Origin of the sequence: Rhizobium sp. GCM10022189, assembly GCF_042656325.1 — a bacterium.
In the GTDB taxonomy this organism is placed as follows: Bacteria; Pseudomonadota; Alphaproteobacteria; order Rhizobiales; family Rhizobiaceae; genus Rhizobium.
Genome location: NZ_JBHSOR010000039.1, coordinates 326,154 through 338,692 on the forward strand (window position 1 = coordinate 326,154; position 12,539 = coordinate 338,692).

Genomic DNA, 12,539 nt, shown 5'->3' on the forward strand with positions numbered 1-12,539 from the left:
TGGCGAATTTTGTCAACAATTTTGTGGATAAAATGGATGACATTTCACAAGCCGCTGCTAGTGTGACCGCAACTCTCCGCCAACTCCTTCATTCGATTACAGGAAAGGTAAATCCATGTCACAGGCTGCGGTTTTGAACCTCCTCGGCCGGCGGGTCCGGCTCGGTCTCGTCGGTGGGGCGCAGGGCTCGCTGATCGGCCCGGTCCACCGCACTGCCGCCCGCCTGGACGATTGCTTCGAGATCGCCGCCGGCGTCTTCTCCTCCAACGCGACGCGCTCCCTGGAATCGGCGGCCGCTTTCGGCATTCCGCGCGGCTATGCCGATATCGCCTCGATGATATCGGCGGAGAAGGCGCGGCCCGACGGTATCGATGCGGTCGCCATCATGACGCCGAACGACAGCCACTACGACTACGCTGCCGCAGCCCTCGAAGCCGGGCTGGATGTCATCTGCGACAAGCCGCTCACCAATGATTTCGACAGTGCGCAGGCGCTTGCTCTCAAGGCTCGAGAAAAGGGCCGCATCCTGTCGCTCACCCATAATTATTCCGGCTATCCGATGGTGCGCGAAGCTCGCGCCGCCATTGAAGCCGGCGAGATCGGGCGGCTGCGCCTCGTCAATGTCCGCTATGTCCAGGGCTCGCTTGCCAAATATGTCGAGGCCGAGCCGGACAAGATCTCGTCCCGCGTCAAATGGCGTCTCGATGCGGCCAAGGGCGGCAGGAGCCATGTGCTCGGCGACATCGGCACGCATGCGCACCAATTGATGAGCTTCGTCACCGGGCGGCGCATCACCTCCGTGCTCGCCGATGTCGGCCCGTCGCTGCCCGGCCGCACGACCCATGACACGGCACAGATCATTCTCAGGCTCGATGATGGCACGCGCGGACAGATGCTGGTGAGCAAGGTCGCCACCGGCGCCCAGAATGTCGTCGCCATCGAAGCCTATGGCGAGGAAGGCGGCGTCTGCTGGAGCCAGTCGGACGCCAACGACCTTCGTGTCATGCGCGCCAATCGTGGCGACGAAATCCGCACCCGCGGCCTGCCGTCGCTGCATCCGCTGGCGCAGCGCGCCACACGCCTGCCCGTCGGCCACCCCGAAGCCTTTTTCGAGGCCTTTGCCAATATCTATACGGATTTCGCCGAACTGGTCGCCGCGCGTATCGCCGGCTCAGCACCCGATCCGCTCGCCAGCCTGACCCCGGACGCATGGACGGGCGTCGACGGCCTCGCCTTCATTGATGCCTGCCTGCAATCGACCGAGACCGGCACCTGGGCCGATGTGAGACCGGTAGAATAAGAAGGCCGGAGCCGCTGATTTTCAACGGCTCCCGATCCCGAGGATCGACGCGACGGTCTTGTCTTCCAGCGTCTTGCGCATGCCGGCGTCGAAGGCGGATTCTGTGACCTTGATCAAATGGTCGCTGATGAACTGGCGGCCTTCGCGCGCACCGTCATATTTGTTCTTGAAGCAGCATTCCCATTCCAGCGTCGCCCAGCCGTCGTAGCCGAGACCCGTCAGCCGCGAGATGATCGTCTTGAAATCGATCTGACCGTCGCCGGGGCTGCGGAAGCGGCCGGCGCGGCCGGTCCAGTCGTTGTAACCGCCATAGACGCCGGTTTTCGCCGACTTGACGAATTCGGCATCCTTGACGTGGAAGGCCCTGATGTAATCGGCATAGAGATCGATGAAGCCGATGTAGTCGACATGCTGCAGCAGGAAGTGGCTCGGATCGTAGAGCAGCTTGCAGCGGGAATGGTTTCCGATCAGGTCGAGGAAGCGCTCGAAGGTCGACCCGTCGTGCAGATCCTCGGTCGGATGCAATTCGAAGCAGATATCGACACCTTCGCTTTCGCAATGATCGAGCACCGGCCTCCAGCGCCTGGCAAGCTCCGCGAAACCCGCCGAAACCAGTTCCTGCGGTACCGGCGGATAGGGATAGAGATAGGGCCAGAGCAGCGAGCCGGAGAACGTGACCATACGGTCGATGCCGAGACGGCGAGAGGCGGTCGCCGTCAGCTTCAGCTGCTCTTCGGCCCATTGGCGTCGTGCTTCCGGATTGCCGCGAACCTCGACGGGCGCAATCGCATCCTGCGTCACGTCGAAAGCAGGATGTACGGCCATGAGCTGGCCCTGCCGCTGGCTGGTCAGTTCCGTGAGTTCGAGACCATATCTGGCAAGCGTGCCCAGAAAGTCGTCCGCATAGGCCTGGCTTTCGGCCGCTCTCTTCACGTCGAACATATGCGGAAAGAAGGTCGGCACCTGCAGAGCCTTGAAGCCGAGATCCGCCGCCCATTCGCAGAGCCCGTCGAGGGTGGAAAGACGGGCATCGGCATTGACGAACTGCGCGATGAAAAGCGCGGGACCTCTGATGGTACGCATGGACGAACTCCGTAGGGGACTGGGATGGATCAGCCGCCGGAAGCAATCTTCCTGGCGGCGTTGATCGCCTTGCGGGCACCGGAGCGCAGCTGCGCGGTTTCGGCGCCGGCAATGACGAAGGCGAAGCCGAATTTCAGAAGCTCGCCGGCGCGTTCGCCGTCACCGGCAAAGGCGCAGGCGAATTTTCCGTGTGCGCGGCAGCGCGCGACGGCGTGCTGCATGGCGCTGTCGATCTCGGCGGCGTTCGGCGCCACCTGATCGCCGTTCGAGAGCGCGATGGAGAGATCCGAAGGGCCGATGAAGATGCCGTCGATACCGGGCACGCCAAGAATATCGTCAATCGCTTCGAGCGCTGCGCGCGTCTCGATCATGGCAATTGCGACTGTCAGGTCATTGGCCTTCTTGAGATAGTCGTCAGCCGACAGGCCGGTATGGTTGAGCGCGAGCGACGGACCCCAGCTGCGTTCGCCGACCGGCGGATATTTGGTGGTCTTGACGAATGCCTTCGCATCCTCGGCCGAATTGATCATCGGCGCGATGATGCCGGACGCGCCGGCATCGAGCAGGCGCGAGGCGGAAGCGAAATCGCCGACCGGAATGCGTGCAATCGCCGGCTTGCCGGCAATGCGCACATGGCCGACGGCGGCGGCCGCAGACGGCAGGTCCCACATCCCGTGCTGCATGTCGAGCACGACGGCATCGAAGGCCTCCTGCGCCAGATGATTGACCAGCAGCGGATCGGGAATACCCACCCAGGCAGAAATCATCCGGCTTTCATGGGTTCTGATCCGGGCCGCAAAGCCGTCGATATCCGCTGCACTCATGGCATTCTCCTCAATTCGCCAGGCCACCAATGGCCATGTATTTGACCTCGAGGAACTCTTCGATGCCGTATTTCGAACCTTCCCGGCCGATGCCGGACTGCTTCATGCCGCCGAAAGGAGCGACTGCCGTCGAGATGAGTCCCTCGTTGATACCGACAATGCCGAATTCAAGAGCCTCGGCAACCCGGAAGATGCGGCCGACGTCACGCGCGTAGAAATAGGCGGCAAGGCCGAAGGGCGTATCGTTCGCCATTTCGATCGCCTCTTCCTCGGTCTTGAAGCGGAAAAGCGGAGCCACCGGGCCGAAGGTCTCGTCCGAAAAGATCTCCGCCTTGCGGGAGACATCCGAGAGAATGGTGGGCAGGTAGAAATTGCCGCCGCGCTGATCGCGCTTGCCGCCGGAGACGATCCTGGCACCGTGTTTGACGGCATCCTCGACATGCGTCTCGACCTTCCTGACCGCCGCTTCGTCGATCAGCGGGCCGAGAGTGACGCCCTCCTCCATGCCGTCGCCGAGTTTCAGCTTGGCAACGGCAGCAGCAAGCTTCTCGGCAAAGGCGTCATGCACCTTGTCCTGAACGAGAATGCGGTTGGCGCAGACGCAGGTCTGCCCGGTGTTGCGGAACTTGGAACCGATGGCACCCTTGACCGCCTCATCGAGATCGGCATCGTCGAAAACGATGAAGGGCGCGTTGCCGCCAAGTTCCATGCTGGTCTTCTTGATGGTCGGCGCGCATTCGGCAAGCAGCTTGGCGCCCACCGCGGTGCTGCCGGTGAAAGTAAGCTTGCGCACCTTCGGGCTGCCGGTGATCGCGGGACCTGTTTCGGAGGACGGTCCCGTGATGACATTGCACACGCCGGCAGGGAAACCTGCCTCCTCGGCGAGCACGGCAAGTGCGAGCGCCGAATAGGGTGTCTGGCTTGCCGGACGAATGACGCCGGCACAGCCTGCCGCCCATCCCGGGCCGGCCTTGCGGGTGATCATCGCCGAAGGAAAGTTCCAGGGCGTGATGGCCGCAAAAACGCCGATCGGCTGTTTCTGGACGATCAGGCGGCGCCCCGGAACGGGAGATGGGATCGTCTCGCCATAAACGCGCCTTGCCTCCTCGGCAAACCATTCGATGAAGCTTGCGGAATAGACGACCTCGCCGCGGCTTTCGGACAGCGGCTTGCCTTGCTCGATCGTCATGATTGCCGCAAGGTCCTCAAGGTTCTCGTGCATCAGTTCGGCGAGCTTCCAGAGGTGATTGGCGCGCTGCTCGGCAGTCAGCGCCGCCCATGCCTTCTGCGCCTTATAGGCAGCGTCGATCGCGCGGTTCGTCTCGACCGCGCTCATGGCCGGCACAGTGCCGATCACCTCGCCCGTCGCCGGATTGGTGACATCGTAGGTGCGGCCGCTATCGGCCTGGACCCACTGGCCACCGATATAATTCGCTTCGCGGAAAAGCTCCGGGCGGCGGAGCTTGTAGCCTGAAAGTCTTTTGATCATGACTGGATACCTTCCATGAAACGCAGCCCGAAGATCAGGCCGCCGGAATATTCTCGTCATCAGGGGCGAAATTCGATCCTCGCAACGCGTCGCAAACGGCGCGCGTCACCTCCGCCGTCGTTGCCCTGCCGCCGAGATCGGGCGTCAAAATGCCGGCAGCGCAGACCTGTTCCACCGCCGAAATAAGGATCTTTGCCGCAGCCGTCTCGCCAAGATGCTCCAGCATCAGCGAGGCCGTCCAGAAGCTCGCGACAGGATTGGCGATGCCCTTGCCGGTAATGTCGAAGGCCGAACCGTGAATGGGCTCGAACATGGACGGGAAACGGCCTTCGGGATCGACATTGCCCGTCGGCGCAATGCCGAGCGAGCCGGCGAGTGCCGCCGCAAGATCGGAGAGGATGTCGGCATGCAGATTGGTCGCAACGACCGTGTCTATGCTCTTCGGTTTTGCGACCATGCGGAACGTCATGGCATCCACCAGTTCCTTGTCCCAGGTCACGTCCGGGAAATCCCCGGCGACCTCGGCGGCAATCTCATCCCACAGCACGAGGCCGTGGCGTTGCGCGTTGGACTTGGTGACGACCGTCAGGAGCCTGCGCGGCCGCTTCTGCGCCTCGCGGAAGGCAAAGCGCATGATGCGCTCGACGCCGCGCCGGGTGAAGATCGAGGTTTCTGTGGCCACCTCTTCCGGCAGGCCGATATGGGCGCGGCCGCCATGACCGGAATATTCGCCCTCGGAGTTTTCACGCACGATCAGCCAGTCGAGATCGCCTTCCTCGACACCGCGCAGCGGGCTTTTCACGCCGGGAAAGATGCGGGTCGGGCGGATATTGGCGTATTGATCGAGACGCTGGCAGATCGGCAGGCGCAGACCCCAGAGCGTCACGTGATCGGGCACGTCAGGCGCGCCGACGGCGCCGAAATAGATGGCGTCGGCTTCCTTGAGCAGAGACAGGGCGTTGTCCGGCATGAAGGCGCCGGTCTTCCGGTAACGCTCGCTGCCCCAGTCATAGTGGTCGACATCGAGCGTGAAAGTGCCGGCGCGCGCGGCCAGCACCTCAAGCACTTCGAGGCCGGCTGCAATGACTTCGGGGCCGATGCCGTCGCCCGGAACGGAGGCGATGCGATAGCGGCGAGGCTGATTGGTATTGGCGTTCATGGGACCCCCACTAAATCGTCAGATGAGGCCGCCATTGATCAGCAGCATCTGCTTGGTAATCATCCGGCTGTCATCGGCGGCGAGGAAGAGGCAGGCATTGGCCACGTCCTCGACCTTGATCTCTTCGGGGATGCATTGCAGCTTCAGCCCGTCGGCGATCTTGCTTTCATCCTGGTACCAGAGCTCTCGCTGACGCGGCGTAATGACCATGCCGGGTGCCAACGCATTGACGCGAATGCGGAATTCGCCGACCTGCCGGGCGAGCGAATTGGTAAAGCCGACGATCGCGGCCTTTGCGGTGCTGTAGGCCTGCATTTCGCGAATGCCGCGCACCCAGGCGCCCGACGTCATGTTGATGATCGAGCCGTAGCCGAGCTCGCGCATCTGCGGCACCACCGCCTGCGCGGCAAAGAAGACGTGGCGCAGGTTGACAGCCATCATCCAGTCGAACTCCTCAACGCTGACATCGAGGAAATTCGCCCGCTTGTCATTGGCGGCATTGTTGACGAGCGCGCCGACCGGTCCGAAGTGCGCCTTCACATCCGCCATCGCCGCGCGCACCGCTTCGATATCGGTCAGGTCGCATTGCAGGAATTTGGCGTTGGCGCCGCCGGCCGACAGTTCCGCAGCAAGCTTGTTTCCAGCATCCTCCTGCAGGTCGAGAAAAGCAACATTCGATCCGTTGCCGGCAAAGGCGCGAACGAGCGCTTCACCGATGCCCGAGGCTCCGCCGGTGACGACAACCGTCCGGCCCTTGAGACTCGGGAACTGAGTCCTTTCCATATGACTGCCGCTCCTCCCGGCTTCATGTCTGGTTGTCCGCGCTTGCGCGGACAGAAGGTGGGGACGACGACGTCAGAGACGCTCGATCGCCTTGATGATCTCGCCGCTGGCGCGGGTGCGGTGCCCTTCGGCCGCGGCGCGGGCGCCGAGCGTGTCACCGGCGCGGATTGCGGATATTATGACGCGGTGCTCCTGCACCGACGCGTGCGGCAGCGGGCGGAACTGCAAGGTGACGGTGCGGGCGCGCTGTGCCTGATCGACCATGGTCGCCGCCATCTTTGCCAAGCGCTGGTTGCCACACTCGCTGACGAGCACACGATGGAACTGATCGTCGGCGCGCGCCCAGCCGCGCAGATCCTCGGCCTTCAGCGCCCGCTCCATCTGGTTCGTCGCATCTTCCATCATGCGGATGGAAGCTTCGGCCCGTTCCGGATGCTCGGCCAGCAGCATCGCCGCCATGCCCTCCATGGCGACCAGCACCTGATAGACCTCGACCATATCGGCCGCCGAGATCGGCAGCACCTGCACGCCGCGGCGCGGCAGCACCCGCACAAGGCCTTCGTGCTGCAGACGGATGACCGCCTCGTGCACCGGCGTGCGGCTCATATTGAGCTGATCGGCAATGCGATGCTCCACCGCCTGGTAGCCGGCCGGCAACGTGCCATCCAGGATGCTCGCCTTCAGTGCCCGATAGGCGTCCTCGACCAGCGATTCCTTCTTGTCGACCCGCGCTTCGAGATCGTGCGGGTAAACGCGCAATGCGCTGGTGCCAGAATGAGGAAAAGTCGGGTCCGCCATCAAGAATACTGCCGTCGCCGGTCCGTTATTTGCGATTGCTCATAGTCGTTTTTGCCGGCTCCCGCTTGACGGAAGCGACAATTTATGCGCTCTTGCATACCAGATAACATTTTATCAAGCAAGCGGCCAAGCGCCCTCGAAGTTGCGTCATGAAGATCACATCCATTCACGGCTATCACCTCGCCTTCCAGCTTCCGGAAGCGGTCGGAAATTCGACCGGCTTCTTCGACCGGCGCGAGGCCTTCGCGCTGCGCCTCGAAGGAGAAGGCGGCATCAGCGGCTGGGGCGAGGCAAGTGCGGCCCAGCAGGCGGTTTCGGGTTATATTCGCCAGAAGCTCGCCAAGCTCGTGCTCGGCAGGCCAGCGCACGAAACCGGCAGGCGTTATGCGGAAATGACCGAGGGCTTCGGTTACGACCGGCAGGGAACGGCGATGCTGGCCGTGTCGGCTGTCGACATGGCGCTGCACGATGCGGCGGCCCGCGAACAGGGCGTCTCGATCGCCACCATGCTCGGCGGCGCGCTGCGCGAGCGCGTGCTCGCCTATGCGAGCGGGCCTTTCTTCAAGCCTGACGGAGATCCCTACCGCGATTTCGAGAACGACGCGGATGCGCTGCTGGAGCGGAATTTCAGGGCGATCAAGCCGCGCTGCGGCTACACGCCGGAAGCCGACGGTCGCATGGCACTGGCGCTGCGACGGCAGCTCGGCTGGGACCGGGCGCTGATGGTCGACATCAATCAGGGCTATACGGCTGCGGCGGCGCTGGATTCCGCGCGGCACATGCAGGAGGCCGACCTGCTCTGGATCGAGGAGCCTGTGCGGCCGGATGACATTCCAGGCTACCGGCGCATGGCCGAGGGGAGCGCGACAGCGATCGCCGGCGGCGAGTCGCTCTCCACGCTTGCCGGCTTCCGTGATTTCCTTGTTGCCGGCTGCGTTTCCGTACTGCAGCCGGATCTCAGCATTTGCGGCGGCTATACCGGCTTCAAGAAGGTCGCAGCACTTGCGGAAGCCTATGGCATTCCCGTCATGCCGCATGTTTTCGGCACGGTCGTCAATCTCTACAGCTCGCTGCAGATGGCCGCGACACTGAAGGCCTATCGCGGCGGCGGTCCGCTGCCCTATCCGTTCATCGAATGCGATGCGACGCACAACCCGCTGCTGGAACTCGCCGGCCGGGTCAACCCGGATGCCGACGGCTGCATCGCCATTCCCGACGGTCCCGGCTTCGGCCTGACACTGACCGAGGAACAGTTCGCCCCCTTCGTGACGGAACACTGGGTCGAGCGCCTCTGATTTCTATTCGTTCTTCAATTGCAAGGCGGCGGGCGTTTTCCGCCGCCATTACCATGGGAGTGAGACGTGGAACCTGTAAAAATCGGCATTATCGGCACCGGCAACATCAGTGACTGGTACCTTCGCGGCGCTGCGCGCTCGAACCTCATCAAGGTGAAGGCCATCGCCGACATCCGCCTTGATGTCGCCAGGGCCAAGGCCGAGACCTTCGGCACGCAGGCCGTTACCGTCGAAGACCTGCTGGCCGATCCCGAAATCGAGATCGTCATGAACCTGACGCTGCCGATGGTGCATGCCGAAGTCAGCCGCAGGATCCTCGAGGCCGGCAAACACGTCTATGTCGAGAAACCCATCACCGCGACCTTCGCCGAAGCCGGCCCGATCCTGAAGCTCGCCAGGGAAAAAGGCCTGCGCATCGGCGGTGCGCCAGATACGTTTCTCGGCGGCGCGCACCAGGCGGCGCGCGGTCTCGTCGATGCCGGCGCGATCGGCCGGCCCGTCGGCGGCGCCGTCACCTTCATGACGCGCAGCTCGGCACATCGCTACGCCAATCCGACATTCTTCATCTTCAAGCAAGGCGGCGGCCCGATGCTCGACATGGGCGCCTATTACATCACGCAGCTCATCAACATCATGGGACCGGTCAAGCGCGTCACGGCCGTCTCGACTAACGGCATCCCGCGCCGTGAGGTCATCGAAGGCCCGCTGAAAGGCTCCGTCATCGATGTCGAAGTGCCGACCTTCCACAATGGTGCGATCCAGTTCGCCAACGGCGCCAATGTGGCGATCTCGCTGTCCTGGGAGGTTCATCGCCACCGCCGCTCGCATACCGAGATCTACGGCACCGAGGGCAGCCTGACGATGACCGATCCGAATTTCTTCGGCGGCACGCCGCAGATTACCAGGGGCAACGGCGACTGGACCGATATCGACACTTCGGCCTACGCCTTCGGCAAGCCGAACCGCGTGATGGATGACGGTCGCTCGGAAGGCGACTACCGCATGATCGGCGTCGTCGACATGGCGATGGCAATCCGCAATAACCGCCCGCACCGCGCAAATGGCGAGATGTGCATGCATGTTCTCGAAGTTCTTGAAGGTTTCGAGCGCTCCTCCAATGAAGGACGCCACATCGAAATTGCGACGCCCTGCGAACGTCCGGCCGCCGTGCCGAAGGGCACCGACGAGGAAGTCTTCACCGTCTGAAACGCATCCTCCCGAGGGCTGACGGCCAGGCCGGAGCGGATCATGTGCGATCCGCTCCGGCTTTCTTTTTGTCCCTTTTATTCGACGCGCAGCGATGTGATCACGCCATTGCCGCGAGAAGGGTTGACGGGTTCCGAATTTTGTGGCTTGTTGCATACCACGAATGTTGACAATCCTGTTGCCATCAATGCATACCAGAAAAAATGCATTTAGGCATGGTTTTGAGGCCGGCCTTAATTTCATTGGATAACCGGCGCTGGCGGTACACGCCGCAGCGCCGGCCGGAAAGCGGGCCGGCCGGTCCGTCTAGCCAAAGTCTTTGGAGGAGTTGCACAAATGACTGCCCTTTCGCCGCGCGTCACGCCCGATGGATATCGCATTGCCATCAACCCTATTCAGTGGGTCGCTTCCGACGACGGCCACCTCGACCGCAGCCTTCAGCCGCCGCTCCCCGACCTGCTTGCTCAGATCAAGAAAGCCGGCTTCCCCGCCGCCGTCGTTACCGCGCCGGGTGTTTCGCTGGACGATTACAAGAGGGCCTATGCCGATGCCGGCATGCTGCCTGCGCCTGCCTATTTCGGCACGCCAAGCCCGGAAGCAGGCGTTCCGCTCGCCTCCACACTGGAAGAAGCCAAGGCTTTCGGCGCCCGTCAGGCTTCGCTCGGCCTGAAGGACACGTTCATTGCCGTTCATATGCCGCCGGTCGTTCGCCCGCGTGTCGATACACCTGCGATTGGCGTTGGTTTCGATCAGGGGCGCCTCAACCAGGTCATCGATGAACTCGGCAAGGCCGCGGAGGTCATCAAGGCCGAAGGCGTGATGCCGGCCTTGCACCCGCATGTCGGCACCTGGATCGAAACCGAAGACGAGACCCGGCAGACGCTCGACGCGATCGGCGCCGGCACGCTGAATTTCGGCCCGGACAGCGGCCATCTCTCCTGGGCAGGCGCTGATGTCATCGGCCTTTTCCGCAGCTATCGCGACCGCATTTCGATCATGCATCTCAAGGATATCCGCCTCGACGTGCGCGAAGCCTCGATGAAGGCGGGCAAGAGTTATCCGGAAGCCGCACTCGCCGGCCTCTGGGCGGAGCCCGGCAACGGCAATCTCGACATCAAGGCAATGATCGCCGAGCTCGGTGCCGGCTTCGACGGCTGGCTTATTGCCGAAGTCGATCGTCCGACGATGCCGCCTTACGAGAGCGCCATCGTCAGCGCCAACTATCTGCGCGCGCTGAAGCGGCCCGCCGCAGCCGCGTAAGACCATGAATTTGGCCCGGCAGATCATGCCCGGGCCGAATGCCCGACGAGGAACGGGCGGAGCGGCATTTCGCAAAATGGGAGGAAGAGACGTGAAACATATCCTGAAGTCGGCGCTCGCAAGCGTCGTTATCTTTGCCGGAACGGGTGCAGCAATCGCCCAGGACGGCCCGCATGCAGAAGTCATCCACTGGTGGACGTCGGGCGGTGAATCCGCGGCCGTCAAGACCTTTGCCGATTCCTTCTCAAAGGCCGGCGGCGTCTGGGTCGATGCGGCAATCGCCGGCGGTGACAATGCTCGCGCCGCAGCCGTCAACCGCATGATCGGCGGCAATCCGCCGGCTGCGGTGCAGTTCAATATCGGCAAGCAGTTCGACGACCTCGTCGACCAGGGTCTGCTGCGCAATCTCGACGACATTGCTGCGGCCAACAAGTGGAAGGAAACGCTTCCGAAGCCGGTTCTGGATTCCATCACCCGCAACGGACACATCTATGCCGCGCCGATCGATATCCACGGCCAGAACTGGATGTGGTATTCGAAGCCCGCTTTCGAGAAGGCGGGCATCACCAATCCGCCCGCGAATTTCGACGAGCTTTTCGCCGACCTCGACAAGCTGAAGGCAGCCGGCGTCGTGCCGCTCGCGCTCAACGGTCAGGCCCGCCACATGGCGTTGATCTTCAATTCGCTGCTGCTGGCAGAAGGCGGCCATGACCTTTACCTGAGGGTCTATCGCGATCACGACGCCGACGCCGTCAACTCGCCCGAGTTCAAGAAGATCGTCGAGCGCTTCGGCAAGTTCCGCGCCTATACCGATGCCGGCTTCACCAGCCGCCTGTGGAACGACGCGACCTCGATGCTGATCAAGAATACTGCCGGCGTGCAGTTCATGGGTGACTGGGCGAAGGGCGAGTTCACGGTTGCGCAGAAGAAGCAGGGCACCGATTACGGCTGCATCGTCGGCCCCGGCACCCATAACTACATCATTGGCGGCGACGTCTTCATCTTTCCGAAGAGTTCCGATGCCAAGCAGACGGCAGCGCAGGATCTGCTCGCCAAGACGCTTCTGACGCCTGAGGCCCTGATCGCCTTCAACCTCAAGAAGGGCGGCATTCCGACACGAACCGACGTCGACATGTCCGCATTCGACCAGTGTGCGCAGGATGCCGCCTCCTACATCAAGGATCCGGCAAACCAGCTTCCTGACTACGGTCTCGTCATGCCGCCGGATGTCGTCGGCAGCATCCAGGATCTGGTCAGCGAATATTTCACCGACCCGAATTTCGCGGTCGATGATTTCATCTCCCGCTTCGCCGACGCCATCCAGACGGCTGGCTGATCGCTC

11 protein-coding genes are annotated in these 12,539 nt (G+C 62.7%); 5 read left to right on the forward strand and 6 right to left on the reverse strand.

The window, feature by feature from the left end; all coding sequences use genetic code 11:
* Positions 1–115 precede the first annotated feature (115 nt).
* Positions 116–1,300, forward strand: coding sequence for a Gfo/Idh/MocA family protein (locus tag ACFPWW_RS16530; protein WP_377312568.1), 1,185 nt, complete (start codon positions 116–118; stop codon positions 1,298–1,300).
* A 21-nt stretch (positions 1,301–1,321) separates the two neighbouring features.
* Here the strand turns inward: ACFPWW_RS16530 and ACFPWW_RS16535 are convergent, their stop codons facing one another.
* The 6 genes from ACFPWW_RS16535 to ACFPWW_RS16560 form a co-directional block, all read right to left on the reverse strand.
* Entirely contained in the window at positions 1,322–2,383 is a 1,062-nt protein-coding gene (locus tag ACFPWW_RS16535; RefSeq protein WP_377312569.1) for a sugar phosphate isomerase/epimerase family protein, read from the reverse strand.
* Positions 2,384–2,412: 29 nt separating this feature from the next.
* Complete coding sequence (locus ACFPWW_RS16540) at positions 2,413–3,207, reverse strand: HpcH/HpaI aldolase family protein (protein ID WP_112753886.1); 795 nt, start codon at positions 3,205–3,207, stop codon at positions 2,413–2,415.
* A 10-nt stretch (positions 3,208–3,217) separates the two neighbouring features.
* Complete coding sequence (locus ACFPWW_RS16545) at positions 3,218–4,696, reverse strand: NAD-dependent succinate-semialdehyde dehydrogenase (RefSeq protein ID WP_377312570.1); 1,479 nt, start codon at positions 4,694–4,696, stop codon at positions 3,218–3,220.
* A gap of 34 nt (positions 4,697–4,730) precedes the next feature.
* On the reverse strand, positions 4,731–5,855 hold the full coding sequence (locus ACFPWW_RS16550) for a tartrate dehydrogenase (RefSeq protein WP_377312571.1): 1,125 nt from the start codon (positions 5,853–5,855) through the stop codon (positions 4,731–4,733).
* A gap of 18 nt (positions 5,856–5,873) precedes the next feature.
* Positions 5,874–6,638 carry an SDR family NAD(P)-dependent oxidoreductase gene (locus tag ACFPWW_RS16555; protein ID WP_112570228.1) on the reverse strand — a complete coding sequence of 255 codons (765 nt, stop codon included), beginning with the start codon at positions 6,636–6,638 and terminating at the stop codon, positions 5,874–5,876.
* 72 nt (positions 6,639–6,710) lie between these two features.
* Complete coding sequence (locus tag ACFPWW_RS16560) at positions 6,711–7,436, reverse strand: GntR family transcriptional regulator (RefSeq protein ID WP_112570230.1); 726 nt, start codon at positions 7,434–7,436, stop codon at positions 6,711–6,713.
* 149 nt (positions 7,437–7,585) lie between these two features.
* Here ACFPWW_RS16560 and ACFPWW_RS16565 point away from each other — a divergent pair, with 149 nt between their 5' ends.
* The 4 genes from ACFPWW_RS16565 to ACFPWW_RS16580 all read left to right on the forward strand — a co-directional run bounded on the left by ACFPWW_RS16565 (position 7,586) and on the right by ACFPWW_RS16580 (position 12,533).
* Positions 7,586–8,731, forward strand: a complete 1,146-nt coding sequence (locus ACFPWW_RS16565; protein ID WP_377312572.1) for a mandelate racemase/muconate lactonizing enzyme family protein — start codon at positions 7,586–7,588, stop codon at positions 8,729–8,731.
* Positions 8,732–8,797: 66 nt separating this feature from the next.
* Complete coding sequence (locus ACFPWW_RS16570; RefSeq protein WP_377312573.1) at positions 8,798–9,937, forward strand: Gfo/Idh/MocA family protein; 1,140 nt, start codon at positions 8,798–8,800, stop codon at positions 9,935–9,937.
* A gap of 336 nt (positions 9,938–10,273) precedes the next feature.
* Positions 10,274–11,197 carry a sugar phosphate isomerase/epimerase family protein gene (locus ACFPWW_RS16575; protein ID WP_112570236.1) on the forward strand — a complete coding sequence of 308 codons (924 nt, stop codon included), beginning with the start codon at positions 10,274–10,276 and terminating at the stop codon, positions 11,195–11,197.
* Between the two features lie 91 nt (positions 11,198–11,288).
* Positions 11,289–12,533, forward strand: a complete 1,245-nt coding sequence (locus tag ACFPWW_RS16580) for an ABC transporter substrate-binding protein (protein ID WP_377312574.1) — start codon at positions 11,289–11,291, stop codon at positions 12,531–12,533.
* Positions 12,534–12,539 lie beyond the last annotated feature (6 nt).